The organism is Vibrio sp. HB236076 (assembly GCF_040957575.1).
Lineage (GTDB): Bacteria > Pseudomonadota > Gammaproteobacteria > Enterobacterales > Vibrionaceae > Vibrio.
This window is the reverse complement of sequence record NZ_CP162601.1, coordinates 2130451-2143829: the sequence shown is the minus strand read 5'-3', so window position 1 is coordinate 2143829 and position 13379 is coordinate 2130451. Positions and strand designations below refer to the sequence as shown.

General features: G+C 46.4%; 13 protein-coding genes. 8 read left to right on the top strand and 5 right to left on the bottom strand.

Going from position 1 to position 13379, the window contains the following annotated elements:
- Nucleotides 1-19 precede the first annotated feature (19 nt).
- The 3 genes from odhB (at nucleotide 20) to sucD (ending at nucleotide 3461) form a co-directional block, all read left to right on the top strand.
- Nucleotides 20-1228 carry a 2-oxoglutarate dehydrogenase complex dihydrolipoyllysine-residue succinyltransferase gene (gene odhB, locus AB0763_RS09410; protein WP_306100489.1) on the top strand — a complete coding sequence of 403 codons (1209 nt, stop codon included), beginning with the start codon at nucleotides 20-22 and terminating at the stop codon, nucleotides 1226-1228.
- A gap of 194 nt (nucleotides 1229-1422) precedes the next feature.
- Complete coding sequence (gene sucC, locus AB0763_RS09405) at nucleotides 1423-2589, top strand: ADP-forming succinate--CoA ligase subunit beta (RefSeq protein ID WP_306100488.1); 1167 nt, start codon at nucleotides 1423-1425, stop codon at nucleotides 2587-2589.
- Nucleotides 2589-3461 (top strand): succinate--CoA ligase subunit alpha, encoded by an 873-nt coding sequence (gene sucD, locus AB0763_RS09400; protein ID WP_306100487.1) that lies wholly within the window; start codon nucleotides 2589-2591, stop codon nucleotides 3459-3461. Before sucC ends, sucD begins: the two co-directional genes overlap by 1 nt.
- A gap of 254 nt (nucleotides 3462-3715) precedes the next feature.
- On the opposite strand, the gene znuB is transcribed toward sucD, so the two are convergent.
- Nucleotides 3716-4501 (bottom strand): zinc ABC transporter permease subunit ZnuB, encoded by a 786-nt coding sequence (znuB, locus tag AB0763_RS09395; protein ID WP_306100486.1) that lies wholly within the window; start codon nucleotides 4499-4501, stop codon nucleotides 3716-3718.
- Nucleotides 4494-5276, bottom strand: a complete 783-nt coding sequence (znuC, locus tag AB0763_RS09390; protein ID WP_306100485.1) for a zinc ABC transporter ATP-binding protein ZnuC — start codon at nucleotides 5274-5276, stop codon at nucleotides 4494-4496. The genes znuB and znuC overlap by 8 nt, the downstream gene beginning before the upstream one ends.
- Nucleotides 5277-5359: 83 nt before the next feature.
- On the opposite strand from znuC, the gene znuA reads away from it, so the two are divergent.
- The 4 genes from znuA to AB0763_RS09370 all read left to right on the top strand — a co-directional run bounded on the left by znuA (nucleotide 5360) and on the right by AB0763_RS09370 (nucleotide 9118).
- The gene (gene znuA, locus AB0763_RS09385; RefSeq protein WP_306100484.1) at nucleotides 5360-6235 is read left to right on the top strand and encodes a zinc ABC transporter substrate-binding protein ZnuA; all 876 of its coding nucleotides are present in this window, start codon (nucleotides 5360-5362) and stop codon (nucleotides 6233-6235) included.
- 164 nt (nucleotides 6236-6399) lie between these two features.
- Entirely contained in the window at nucleotides 6400-6624 is a 225-nt protein-coding gene (locus AB0763_RS09380) for a ferrous iron transport protein A (RefSeq protein WP_368643078.1), read from the top strand.
- Nucleotides 6621-8897, top strand: a complete 2277-nt coding sequence (gene feoB, locus AB0763_RS09375) for a Fe(2+) transporter permease subunit FeoB (protein ID WP_306100483.1) — start codon at nucleotides 6621-6623, stop codon at nucleotides 8895-8897. The genes AB0763_RS09380 and feoB overlap by 4 nt, the downstream gene beginning before the upstream one ends.
- Nucleotides 8894-9118, top strand: a complete 225-nt coding sequence (locus AB0763_RS09370) for a FeoC-like transcriptional regulator (protein ID WP_306100482.1) — start codon at nucleotides 8894-8896, stop codon at nucleotides 9116-9118. The genes feoB and AB0763_RS09370 overlap by 4 nt, the downstream gene beginning before the upstream one ends.
- Nucleotides 9119-9181: 63 nt before the next feature.
- Here AB0763_RS09370 and AB0763_RS09365 read toward each other — a convergent pair whose 3' ends face one another.
- Nucleotides 9182-9622: an HIT domain-containing protein gene (locus AB0763_RS09365; protein ID WP_306100481.1), complete on the bottom strand. Its 441-nt coding sequence runs from the start codon at nucleotides 9620-9622 to the stop codon at nucleotides 9182-9184.
- Nucleotides 9623-9676: 54 nt separating this feature from the next.
- Nucleotides 9677-11410 (bottom strand): arginine--tRNA ligase, encoded by a 1734-nt coding sequence (gene argS / locus AB0763_RS09360; RefSeq protein WP_306100480.1) that lies wholly within the window; start codon nucleotides 11408-11410, stop codon nucleotides 9677-9679.
- Nucleotides 11411-11731: 321 nt separating this feature from the next.
- Here argS and AB0763_RS09355 point away from each other — a divergent pair, with 321 nt between their 5' ends.
- Nucleotides 11732-12337 carry a VOC family protein gene (locus tag AB0763_RS09355; RefSeq protein ID WP_306100479.1) on the top strand — a complete coding sequence of 202 codons (606 nt, stop codon included), beginning with the start codon at nucleotides 11732-11734 and terminating at the stop codon, nucleotides 12335-12337.
- A 78-nt stretch (nucleotides 12338-12415) separates the two neighbouring features.
- Here AB0763_RS09355 and purU read toward each other — a convergent pair whose 3' ends face one another.
- Nucleotides 12416-13252, bottom strand: coding sequence for a formyltetrahydrofolate deformylase (purU, locus tag AB0763_RS09350; RefSeq protein WP_306100478.1), 837 nt, complete (start codon nucleotides 13250-13252; stop codon nucleotides 12416-12418).
- Nucleotides 13253-13379 lie beyond the last annotated feature (127 nt).

Here is a 13379-nt window from a genome sequence, read left to right as displayed (position 1 = left end):
AATAAAGGGAAAACTGAATATGACAATTGAAATTCTGGTTCCAGATTTACCTGAATCAGTCGCTGATGCAACCGTGGCAACTTGGCACAAACAACCTGGTGACAGCGTTGAACGCGATGAAGTGATTGTTGATATTGAAACGGACAAGGTTGTGCTAGAAGTCCCCGCGCCTGAGGCCGGTGTTCTTGAAAGCATTGTTGAAGAAGAAGGCGCAACCGTGCTGTCTAAGCAGCTATTGGCAAAGATCAAGCCAGGTGCTGTGGCGGGTGAGCCGACAACAGATAAAACCTCTGAGCCTGAAGCATCACCGGATAAACGCCATACGGCATCACTCAGCGATGAGAGTAACGATTCCTTAAGCCCCGCGGTGCGCCGTCTATTGGCAGAGCACAATCTCGACGCGAGTGCAATCAAAGGCTCAGGTGTTGGCGGTCGTATTACTCGTGAAGATGTCGATGCGCATTTGGCGAAAAAATCAGTGGCACCAAAAGGCGATGACGCTACAGCCATTGATGTGCCAGCCGCGGCGAGAACGCAAAAACGCGTACCAATGACGCGTCTTCGCAAGCGTGTTGCAGAGCGTTTACTCGAGGCGAAAAACAGCACTGCGATGTTGACGACCTTTAACGAAGTCAACATGAAGCCGATTATGGATTTGCGTAAACAATACAAAGACAGCTTTGAAAAACGTCACGATATTCGCTTGGGCTTTATGTCTTTTTACGTTAAAGCCGTAACAGAAGCACTAAAACGTTATCCAGAAGTCAATGCTTCAATTGATGGCGACGATATTGTGTATCACAATTTCTTCGACATTAGCATGGCCGTTTCGACGCCACGTGGTTTGGTGACACCGGTGCTAAAAGACACAGATACACTGAGTTTTGCTGAAATTGAAAAAGGCATTAAGGACTTGGCGATCAAAGGTCGTGATGGCAAATTAACGGTTGATGAGTTGACCGGTGGTAACTTTACCATCACCAATGGTGGTGTGTTTGGCTCTTTGATGTCGACCCCGATCATCAACCCGCCACAAGCGGCAATTTTGGGAATGCACAAAATTCAAGACCGCCCTATGGCAGTTAATGGCCAAGTTGAAATCTTGCCGATGATGTATCTCGCCTTGTCTTACGATCACCGCTTGATCGATGGCCGTGAGTCAGTGGGCTTTTTGGTGACGATTAAAGAGCTTCTTGAAGATCCAGCGCGTTTATTACTCGACGTATAACAGCGCTCAGGCTTAAAGAAAAGGTCTAGGCAGCCAATGATGTCAACGTCTCATTGGTTGCCTTAACTTGACCGTTAATGACAAAGAGTCTCGGTAATATTAACGGTAAACCCCTACGATGTAACGAGATGACCTGTGTCTCTCGCTATGGAAATAATAAATCCCATTCATGGGATAACAGATGGAATGACAGAATGAACTTGCATGAATACCAAGCCAAACAGCTGTTTGCAGAATTCGCTTTGCCTGTCCCTGAGGGCTATGCTTGTGATACCCCTCAAGAAGCGGCTGAAGCCGCGGGCAAAATCGGTGGCTCAAAATGGGTCGTAAAATGTCAAGTACACGCTGGTGGTCGCGGTAAAGCGGGCGGTGTGGAACTGCACGACTCTAAAGACGGCATTCGAGCGTTCGCACAAAAATGGTTAGGCAAAAACCTCGTGACTTACCAAACCGACGCTAATGGTCAACCTGTGACGAAAATTTTGGTTGAAGAAGCGTCTGACATTGCCAATGAGCTTTATTTAGGTGCTGTTGTTGATCGTGCCAGTCGTCGAATCGTCTTTATGGCATCAACCGAAGGCGGTGTTGAAATTGAAAAGGTCGCTGAAGAAACCCCAGAGCTCATTCACAAAGCCGCTATCGACCCATTGGTCGGCCCTCAAGCGTATCAAGGCCGTGAGCTGGCATTTAAATTGGGTTTGAAAGGCGACCAAATTAAACAGTTTACTAAGATTTTCTTAGGCCTAGGAAACATGTTTGCACAATACGATTTAGCGCTATTAGAGATCAACCCATTGGTGATCACCGGTGAAGGCAATCTGTTGTGCCTCGATGGTAAAATCAATATTGATTCTAATGCCATGTATCGCCAACCGAAATTACGCGACATGCACGATGCGTCTCAAGAAGATGCTCGTGAAGCCCATGCAGCCCAATGGGAACTGAATTACGTGGCGCTTGATGGCAACATTGGCTGTATGGTCAACGGCGCTGGTTTGGCGATGGGTACCATGGATATTGTCAATCTTCACGGTGGTCAACCGGCGAACTTTCTCGACGTTGGCGGCGGTGCCACCAAAGAGCGAGTGACAGAAGCGTTCAAGATCATCCTTTCCGATGACAAAGTCAAAGCTGTATTAGTTAATATCTTCGGTGGTATTGTACGCTGTGACTTGATTGCCGAAGGCATTATTGGTGCCGTTGAAGAAGTCGGTGTGACGGTTCCGGTCGTGGTTCGTCTCGAAGGTAATAACGCTGAGCTGGGTGCAAAAACTTTAGCAGACAGCGGGTTGAATATCATTGCAGCGACTTCATTGACTGAAGCTGCAGAAAAAGTCGTAGCAGCTGCGGAGGGTAAATAATGTCGGTATTAATCAATAAAGAAACCAAAGTCATCTGCCAAGGTTTCACAGGCGGTCAGGGCACGTTCCACTCAGAGCAAGCTATTGCCTACGGTACTCAAATGGTGGGTGGTGTCTCTCCTGGTAAAGGCGGTTCGGTTCATTTGGGTTTACCCGTGTTTAATACCGTACGTGAAGCGGTTGAACAAACCGGTGCCACGGCCTCGGTTATTTATGTTCCAGCACCATTTTGTAAAGATGCGATTTTAGAAGCCATCGATGCTGGCATTAAGCTCATCGTTACCATTACTGAAGGGATCCCAACGCTCGATCTTCTCGATGTCAAAGTGCGCTTGGATGAAGCTGGTGTGCGCATGATTGGTCCTAACTGTCCTGGTATCATTACCCCTGATGAGTGTAAAATTGGTATTATGCCAGGCCATATTCACAAAAAGGGCAAAGTGGGTATTGTTTCTCGTTCAGGTACCTTGACTTATGAAGCCGTTAAACAAACCACCGATGAAGGCTTTGGACAGTCAACTTGTGTCGGTATCGGTGGTGACCCCATCCCTGGATCTAACTTCATCGATATTTTACGCTTGTTTGAAGACGATCCTGAAACCGAAGCGATTGTAATGATTGGTGAGATCGGTGGTACGGCAGAAGAAGAAGCCGCTGCCTTTATCAAAGCCAATGTCACTAAACCCGTCGTCTCTTACATTGCTGGCGTCACTGCGCCTCCAGGCAAGCGTATGGGCCACGCTGGTGCGATTATCTCCGGCGGTAAAGGTACAGCAGAGGATAAGTTTGCTGCCCTTGAAGGCGCAGGTGTCAAAACGGTAAAAAGTTTGGCCGATATCGGTAAAGCACTTCGAGAAGTGACGGGCTGGTAATAATACCAATTTAACGAAATAATTGGTCACCCTAACGGGGTAAGAACTCGATAACGCCGTTAACAAAATCACGGGTAGAACAACAATTCTTATATTGATAAGAAAAGTGGTTGCTCTGTTCTCAAGATTTTTTCCTGCGCTATCATTGACCACATACTTCATAAGAATGGTATAAAACGTGGTTTAATTAAAAAGGCCTGGGTAACAACCCAGGCCTTTTTGTTTCTCGTTAATTCACATGACTCATATTGCGATTACGCGTTACGGCGCATTAATTGTGCAACGATAAACAAGCTTGCCGCACTGAGCACCACCGAAGGGCCAGCAGGCGTATCAAAGTGCCAAGAAAAACTGATCCCGGCAATCACGGAGATACAACCGATAATCGAAGAAAACAGCGCCATTTGCTCGGGAGAGTGAGCCAGTTTTCTCGCGGTTGCCGCTGGGATGATCAGCAACGACGTCATGATAAGAGCACCGACAAATTTCATTCCAATGGCAATCACAACACCAATCAAAAGCATTAAAACCAAACGCATCAAATCGATATTTGTACCTTCTACCGCTGCCATTTCTTCGTTGATGGTACTCGATAACAAGGGGCGCCAAGTCAAAAAGAGCACTACGCCCACGACAAGAGCTCCCGAGTAAATAAAGAGCAAATCACTAGGGCTAACGGCGAGTAAATCACCAAATAAATAACCCATTAAGTCGACTCGCACATCGTCTAAAAAACTCACAGAAACCAGGCCAATAGAGAGTGCACAATGAGCTAAAATACCGAGTAAGGTATCGGTTGCCACCAATTGTTGGCGTTGAAGGGTAACCAGTGCGGCCGCGAGCATTAAGCAGCAAATTATCAAAGCCAGATAAATATTGATATCCAGCAAAAAACCCAGAGCTAGGCCCATTAAAGAGGCATGAGCTAAGGTATCACCAAAATAGGCCATACGTCGCCAAACAACAAAGGAGCCCAGTGGGCCAGCAATTAACGCGATACCGAAACCGGCTAACAGCGATGGTAGAAGAAATTCAAGCATTGTGGTGACCGTGGTTGTGATGTTGACATTGCTGAGCCTGTCCAGCAACGGGTTCCCCTGCGAGATCGTGGTGATGTTGGTGCTGGTGGTGATAAACCGCGATAGAGTTGCGCGCGGCTTGACCGAACAGGGCGACATACGCTGGATGGCTTTGAATACTGGCCGGTGCGCCAGAGCAACAGATATGGTGCTGAAGGCAGATCACCTCATCGGTTTTGGCCATCACCAAATGCAAGTCATGAGAGACCATAAACACCGCGCAACTAAAGCGTTTGCGAATGGTATCAATGAGATCGTATAAATCGATTTGGCCTTGTACATCAACGCCTTGGGCTGGTTCATCCAGCACCAATAGTTGAGGTCGGCGCAGTAGAGCGCGGGCGAGTAGAACGCGTTGAGTTTCACCGCCGGATAATTTGTGCATGTCACTCGACGATAAGTGCTCAGCTCCGACGAGCTTTAATGCTTCAAGGCATTCACTTTGGCTGTAGCTTCCCGCTAATTTCATAAAGCGATTGACTTGCAGTGGCAGGGTTTCATTGAGTCTCAGCTTTTGAGGAACATAGCCAACCCGGAGTTTATGACTGCGCTCAATAGTGCCTTGATAATCTTTTTGCAGCCCTAATAACACGCGAATTAAGGTCGACTTACCCGCACCATTTGGGCCAATTAAGGTGGTGATTTTTCCTTCTGTAACATCGAGGGAAATATTATCTAATACGCGCTTTTGGTTGAAAACGACGGATATCTGTTTGAGACGAATTAACGTCGACATGGTAAAAACTCTGTTGCTTTTTTATTATGTTATAATGTAACATTTATTTTCATTAAACACTAGCGCCAAATTTTGAGGGATCCATGTTACGTTTATCACTGCTAATAGTGACCATATTGTCACCGATATTTGCCAATGCGACAACGGTTTTAACCAGCATTAAGCCGATTCAGTTAATTGCAACAGAACTGACGCTCGGTGTGACGACGCCAGAACTATTGGTACCGGCCAATGCATCGCCCCACGATTATGTACTTAAGCCTTCTGATCTGAAAAAAGTCAAAAATGCCGATATTAGCATCTGGTATGGTGATGGTCTCGAACCCTTTTTGGAACCGCTCCTCGAAGGCAAAAGTAACGTCATAACCATTGAGCAATTTCAACATGTTGATTGGTTAGAATTTAGCAGTGATCATCACGATGACGGTCATCACCATCACGGTAACATTAACCCGCACTTTTGGCTCGGAGCGAAGGTAACCGGACAAGTGGCCAAAGAGCTCACTCGTCAACTGGTTGCGCTTGATCCAGAGCACAAGGTGCAATACGAGCAAAACTTGGTCAAGTTTGAACAAAACCTAGTGAAAACCGATGAAGCCATCAAACAACAATTGACACCTTATAAAGACCTTGGCTACTACGTATTCCATGACGCATACAACTATTTTGAAAGTGTGTACGAACTCAACCACCTAGGTGAATTTACAGTATCCCCTGAGCGAAAGCCTGGCGCAAAAACCTTGATTGCGATTCGCAAAACCTTACTCGCAACCCCTGGCAGCTGCGTGTTCTCTGAACCTCAATTTACGCCTGCGGTTGTCAAGAGCGTGACAAGAGGTACCGATGCTAAACTGGGCGTGCTTGACCCATTAGGTTCAACGATTGAAAATAAGCCTGGTGGTTATTTTGCCTTTCTACAAAGCACGGCAAATAGTTTCTACGACTGTTTCTCTCAGTAAGCATCATTATTGTCTTTGTATCATAAGATGCTCGATGGTCAACCTCGCTCTCTTGAGCGAGGTTTTTTTTGCAATTGACATTTTTTTGATATAAGGCAAAAGCCTGATACGTCATCAACGTAAACTTAATTGTAAACAGAAACGATTCTCAATAGGTTTTCATTATGACGTTGGATCAACTTTCAGCGGGACAAAGTGCCCATGTGGCTTCTTATACCCATTTGCCACTCGATGCAAAAAAGCGTTTATTGGCTTTAGGTTTAATACCACGATCTAAGATAAAACTGGTGCGACGGGCTCCTTTAGGTGAACCATTACAGGTTCATTTCAACGGTATCGACCTCGCTTTGCGTAGTGCACAAGCAAGGTGTATTGAGGTGACTCTATGAGTGTGACCTTACTGAGTGTCGGTAACCCGAATAGTGGCAAAACCACATTTTTCAATTCACTGACGGGATCAAACCAACAGGTGGGCAATTGGCCTGGTGTGACAGTAGAAAAAAAGGTGGGTTGTTATCAGCATGGCAATCAAAAGGTTGAGGTGATTGATCTGCCCGGTCTTTACGCGATGGAAAGTGAGAAAACCAGTGTCGATGAAATGATTGCCTCTCACGCAATCTGGCAACATGATGCAGAGATGATTATCAATGTGGTCGATGCTACCTGTTTAGAGCGCAGCTTGTATTTAACGTTACAATTGCGCGAGCTTAACCGTCCTATGGTGGTGGTGCTCAATAAAATGGATGCGCTCAGAAAAAGTGGCCGCGATATCGATCACGCAGTGCTAAGCCGAGCTTTGGGTTGTCCCGTCTTTGCTTTATCGGCGTTTAACCCAGACGACGTTGTGAGATTTAAAGCTCAGCTTGATGGTTTGCTTCAACAAAAGGTGAGCCTGACCGAGATACAGATTGACTATGACTCTGAGTTAACGGCCGTACTGGATGGCATTGTGCAGACAGCAAGCCGCCCAAGTAAGCACAATCACATGGGGGTTGCCTTGCGTTTATTAGAAGGGGATCTTCAAGCATGGCAATACATACCTTCAGAGTGCCATACTGAGATCAGCACTCAATTGGCTCACCATAATATTGATGTTGAATTATTTATTGCTCAAGCAAAATATCAGTGGATTTATCAAACTTGTCTCGATTGTGTCAATATTTATCGCTTGGATACGGTCAGTTGGACTGAGAAAATCGACCGTTTAATATTAAATCGCTTCTTGGGGATCCCACTTCTTCTCGTAGTGATGTATTTGATGTTTATGGTATCGATTAATATTGGCAGCGCTTTTATTGATTTTTTTGATATTGCTGTCGGTGCGATATTGGTGGACGGCAGTAAGGCATTGCTCACGCCATACTTACCGGATTGGTTGGTGACCTTATTGGCAGAAGGGATTGGCGGAGGGGTACAGACGGTGGCAACATTTATACCGGTTGTCACGTGCCTTTACTTGTGTTTGTCAGTGATTGAAAGCAGTGGTTATATGGCACGAGCGGCATTTGTACTCGATAAAATGATGCAAGGCCTTGGCCTGCCCGGAAAAGCATTTGTCCCTCTCGTCCTTGGCTTTGGTTGTAATGTCCCTTCCGTAATGGCGACAAGAACGTTAGAGCGAGAAAGAGAGCGACGCTTAACAGCGGCCATGGTGCCTTTCATGTCTTGTGGTGCGCGCCTGCCCGTTTATGCCCTTTTTGCCGCCAGTTTTTTTCCTCAGCAAGGGCAAAATGTGGTGTTTGGTCTGTATTTACTCGGTATTGGTGCAGCTTTGTTTACCGGATGGTTTTTGAGTAAAACCGTGCTTGCCGGGCAGTCACACCACAGTATGATCGAGTTACCTCGTTATGAATGGCCAAGAATGAAACATGTGATGGTAAAAACGTGGCACAAGCTCAAACGGTTCATTTTGGGGGCCGGTAAGGTCATCGTGCTCGTAGTTGCGGTGCTCAATGTGCTTAATTCCGTTAGTTTAGACGGTACGTTAGACAATCAAACGAACGGTCAATCTGTATTGGCGAAAGCCTCACAATGGGTGACACCAGCTTTCGAGCCAATGGGGATTGAGTCTGACAATTGGCCGGCAACGGTTGGTATTATTACCGGTGTCTTTGCCAAAGAGGCAGTCGTAGGGACCTTGAATACCCTGTACGTTCAAAATTCATCGCCCGATCCACATTGGTCGCTGTCTGAGCAGTTACAGACTGCTTGGCGATCAATCGGTGACAACCTTACCTCTCTCTCATTTTTTGATCCCTTAGGCTTAGAGGTTGGTGACTTAAACACATTGAGCGTTGCTGCCGATGAGCAGGGCGTTGATATCGGCTTGTACTCAACACTGCAAAGCCACTTTGCCAAAGGTTGGTCTGCATTTGGATATTTGGTCTTTGTACTATTGTACACGCCATGTGCGGCGGCTTTAGGTGCCTATCAACGAGAATTTGGGCGAGGCTTTACGGTGTTTGTCGCGTTGTGGACGTTTGCGCTGGCTTATAGTGCTGCAACCGTGTGTTTTCAAGTCAGTCAGTTGTCTTCGTCACCACTCACCGCTGGTCTTTGGCTAATGTTCATGATCTTTTTATGGACGGGCGTATTTTTCTGGTTGCGTTTTGGACGCCGGGTTAAGCGAGTACTTCAAGGGTATCAGGAGGTAATATTGTGATACTACTACGTCTTAAAGAGCAGATTGACAGCTATGGTCCATGCTCTCGCAGACAATTGGCAGACGCTTTTGGTCTCAGTGAGGACGGTATTGAAGCTATGGTAGAGATATGGCTTAAACGCGGTGAGATACAGAGGGTGTATTGTTTACAAGCGGGGCAATCGCAGTGTTTTTATAAATGCGTCAATAGAGAGGATATTGCGGTTGATGTCTATCTTTAAGCTTTAAGGCGCTCCCTTTACTCGGTGTTTAGGGAGCGAAAAACCAAGACGATCACAGAGTACTCAACAATTTTGGATGGCAGAAAACTCGGGGTGCTGATTAAGGTGCTTTTGTACCCGTTGAGTCAGCTCGAGTTGCGCGCTTTCACTTCGATATTCGCCTCGTGTGTTACCCCATAATGGGCCAGGCCAAGCTAGGTCATCGACAAAGCGAGCAATGTGATGATAGTGAAGTTGTGGCACCATATTACCAAGTGCACCGAGGTTGATTTTGTCTGGGGAAAACTGGCTTTCGAGAAATTCAGAGACGCTTTGTGACTCGAGCAGAAACTGTTGTTGCTCACTCATGGCCAAGTGGTGGAACTCTTTGAGGTCGGCCTTTTTAGGCACTAAGATCAGCCAAGGGACACTGTTATCGCGATGAAGCAAAACCAAGCACAATGGAAACTCACCGACTTGTGTCGTGTCTTTTGCCAGTTGAGGGTGCAAAACAAACTCAGGCATATTCAATCCTTATAAACAAAAAGGGCTGAAAATTCAGCCCTTAACATTGATAACTTACATTCTTTCTAGCGTATTAATACCCAGTAAAGCGAGACCTTGTTTAATCGTCTTGGCGGTCAATGCTGCGAGTTTAAGGCGGCTTTGTTTTACTGCTGGATCTTCAACAATCAAAATAGGGCAAGCTTCGTAAAAGCTCGAGAATTGACCTGCGAGTTCAAATAGGTAAGCACACATTAGGTGCGGCTGACCTTCGCGAGCGACAGACTGTACCGCTTCTTCAAATTGCAGCAGTTTCGCGATGAGGGTCTTTTCTTTTTCGTCAGTGATTTGGATATCACCGTCGATATTTTCCATCTCGATACCGGCTTTGGCAAAAATAGACTTCACACGAGTGTAAGCGTATTGCATATAAGGGGCGGTGTTACCTTCAAAAGCGAGCATATTATCCCAATCAAACACATAATCTGTGGTACGGTGCTTTGAGAGATCAGCGTACTTAACCGCAGCCATGGCGACGGTTTGCGCAATGTGGGCTTTTTCTTCGCTATCGAGCGCTGAGTTCTTCGATTCAATTAAGGTTTTAGCACGCTCTTGAGCTTCGTCGAGCAAGTCTGCGAGGCGAACGGTTCCGCCAGCACGCGTTTTAAACGGGCGACCATCTTTGCCTAGCATCATACCAAAGGCGTGGTGTTCTAGTGAGACGTTCTCTGGCACATAGCCCGCCTTGCGCACGATAGTCCAAGCTTGCATGAGGTGTTGATGTTGACGAGAATCGATAAAGTACAACACGCGATCAGCGCCTAGGGTTTCGTAGCGGTATTTGGCGCAGGCAATATCGGTTGTGGTGTAGAGGTAGCCGCCATCGCGTTTTTGGATAATGACACCCATGGCTTCGCCGTCTTTGTTTTTGTACTCATCGAGAAATACAACTTGCGCGCCTTGGTCTTCTTGCGCCAATCCTTGTTCTTTAAGATCGGCAACGATACCAGCTAACATGTTGTTGTACATGCTTTCACCCATCACATCATCACGGGTTAGTGACACGTTAAGACGGTCGTAGTTGCGCTGGTTTTGGATCATGGTGATGTCGACCAGTTTTTTCCACATTTGCGCACAATATTCATCGCCACTTTGTAGCTTAACGACATAATTTCGCGCTTTTTCGGCAAAAGCTTGGTCTTCGTCGTAGAGTTTCTTGGATTCGCGATAAAAAGCCTCAAGATCAGAAAGCTCCATTGAAAAGTCGCCTTGCTCCTGTTGAACGCGCTCTAAGTTGGCAATCAACATACCAAACTGAGTCCCCCAGTCACCAATGTGGTTGGCGCGGATCACTTTGTGGCCGAGAAATTCAAGTGTGCGAACGACGGCGTCACCGATGATGGTTGAGCGCAGGTGGCCAACGTGCATTTCTTTGGCCACATTGGGGGCAGAGTAGTCGGCAACGATGGTTTGCGGTGCCGCTTTTTCTACGCCTAAACGCTCGTCATCTAAGGCTTTTTGCGCTTGAGTGGCAAGAAAAGCAGGGTCGAGAAAAATGTTGATAAAGCCCGGGCCGGCAATCTCGGTTTTACTGGCGATGCCATCGAGGTCTAAAACGTCCAATACTTTTTGAGCAAACTCGCGCGGGTTAGTACCAAGCTTTTTCGCGACGCCCATAACGCCGTTGGCTTGATAGTCACCAAATTGAGGTTTAGCGGATTGACGAACCGCTGCTGGAGAGCCTGCTGGTGCGCCGGCGGCTTCGAGAGCCAAAGAGACTTTGTCATTTATCAGTGCTTGGATATTCACTCGGGTTTCCTTCCTGTCAAGGAGTCAGTTAATCAAGGCAAAGTGAGCGCAATGCACTCTGTTTTGCTCGATCCTTGTTCAAGTTCACAAAAATAACCGACATAGTAGCAATTTTATCGCTTTTCATACAGCGCTCATGCGAGGAAATTTATCTTTTTATCCTCACATCATACCGGTGTTTTTGCTCGGTCATTGCTACGCCCTTGCACTTAGCGCATCTCCTGTTACACAGCATCCGATAACCCTTTCACATTCATCAATAGACTGGGCAATCGGTTAGACCTCTCACGATTTTCGTACTAGTATGGCGGCGAACAAATAATGAGGAATGTAACTGTGGCCGCGACACTGACAGAGCACAATCTAGAGCCGAGACAAATGATGGCAAACTTAGCCCCTTTTGCCGAAAGGGTTGAGCGTTTAGCCGAGCGACTGGGATTGGACATGACCGATTTGACCATTGACCATATTGCGCTGCGCATTAACTGCCCTTTGTTGGCGAGTGAGGCCCATCAAGCGTGGTTAGCATGGGGAGATCCTATCTCAACGGCAGAAATCAACGGCCGACCGATTGTGGTGATAAAATTTACTCAACCATTAACGTTTAAAGCATGGTCGATAGCGTGCTTAGAGTTGCCATACCCCAAAGCGGGGAAAATGTACCCGCAGCAAGGGTGGGAGCATATTGAGTGTGTGATCCCAAGTGAGGCGCAAGACATCGAGAGCTTTAAGCAAGAAGTGTTCGCCCAGTGTCCACGCTTGGCACAACGCTGGTCGCAATTAGCCTCGCTTGGTATAGACTACAAAGAATCAAGCCCAAAAGGGGAAGGAGAGAGATTAGCCAATCCGACTTTGGCTTTTAAAGCCGATGGCGTGTGCATTAAATTACACCCACACCGCTTAAGTGACATTATTGCCTCGGAGTAATAAAAAAGTTGGCGATGTCATGCCAACTTTTTTCTTCGCGTGATTTGCTGACGCAACGGTCAATGAGTGCTGAAAGACTTATAAAATGACCGTTTTGTTACCAGAGACAAACACATGGTCGTTAACGACTTTTTGCAAGGCTTTGCTCAACACATTTTTTTCCACGTCGCGACCCGCTTGCGCCATGTCTGTGGCACTAAAGTTGTGGTCAACCGGAATAACATCTTGTTTGATGATTGGGCCTTCGTCTAAATCATTGGTAACAAAATGCGCCGTAGCACCAATGATTTTAACGCCGCGATCAAAGGCTTGTTGATAAGGTTTGGCACCGATGAAAGCCGGTAAAAAGCTGTGATGGATGTTGATAATCTTATTTTGATAATGGGCGACAAAGTTTGGCGTGAGTACGCGCATGTACTTAGCAAGGACAAGGTAATCCGCATCGTATTGATCGATGGCCGTGAGCATGGCTTGTTCGTGTTCCTCGCGCGATAAACCTTCGTGACTAACAAAGTGATAAGGGATATCGAATTTTTCAGTCAAACTTTGCAGCTTATCGTAGTTACCGACGACAGCGGCGATGTCAACGTTTAGGCTGCCGTCAAAGCTTTTGATTAAAATGTCACCAAGACAGTGTGCTTCTTTTGTTACGAGGATCACAATGCGTTTGCGCTGCTGAGGGATCAGCTCGTATCGCGCTTCTTTAGGCAGTGCAAAAGCCAGATCACCTAATAGAGTTTGGTCGTTAAAATTGCCTTCAAGCTCGGTGCGCATAAAAAAGTCACCACAGCTATTATCCACAAACTCATTGTTGTGGATAATATTCAGTTGATGCTTGTAACAAATATTCGTGATCTTAGCGATAAGACCTGGCGCATCACTACAATGCGTCAACAGCGTCTTTTTTTCAGTCATTTGGAAAACTTCCGTGATATCTTGAATTGAATTAGAGTGATTAGGCATCAAGCCTTGCCGTTTTATAAGTAAAGCATTATTGCGATGGTTGCAAGCATTCTGTCGAAGTAAACGTTTGCTTTTACAT

Excerpts from the sequence above, each read along its gene's own strand:
- feoB (WP_306100483.1), top strand. The coding sequence starts at position 6,621 with ATGAGTGTGACCTTACTGAGTGTCGGTAACCCGAATAGTGGCAAAACC.
- sucD (WP_306100487.1), top strand. The coding sequence starts at position 2,589 with ATGTCGGTATTAATCAATAAAGAAACCAAAGTCATCTGCCAAGGTTTC.
- znuA (WP_306100484.1), top strand. The coding sequence starts at position 5,360 with ATGTTACGTTTATCACTGCTAATAGTGACCATATTGTCACCGATATTT.
- sucC (WP_306100488.1), top strand. The coding sequence starts at position 1,423 with ATGAACTTGCATGAATACCAAGCCAAACAGCTGTTTGCAGAATTCGCT.
- znuB (WP_306100486.1), bottom strand. The coding sequence starts at position 4,501 with ATGCTTGAATTTCTTCTACCATCGCTGTTAGCCGGTTTCGGTATCGCG.
- purU (WP_306100478.1), bottom strand. The coding sequence starts at position 13,252 with ATGACTGAAAAAAAGACGCTGTTGACGCATTGTAGTGATGCGCCAGGT.
- odhB (WP_306100489.1), top strand. The coding sequence starts at position 20 with ATGACAATTGAAATTCTGGTTCCAGATTTACCTGAATCAGTCGCTGAT.
- AB0763_RS09365 (WP_306100481.1), bottom strand. The coding sequence starts at position 9,622 with ATGCCTGAGTTTGTTTTGCACCCTCAACTGGCAAAAGACACGACACAA.
- AB0763_RS09380 (WP_368643078.1), top strand. The coding sequence starts at position 6,400 with ATGACGTTGGATCAACTTTCAGCGGGACAAAGTGCCCATGTGGCTTCT.
- znuC (WP_306100485.1), bottom strand. The coding sequence starts at position 5,276 with ATGTCGACGTTAATTCGTCTCAAACAGATATCCGTCGTTTTCAACCAA.
- AB0763_RS09355 (WP_306100479.1), top strand. The coding sequence starts at position 11,732 with ATGAGGAATGTAACTGTGGCCGCGACACTGACAGAGCACAATCTAGAG.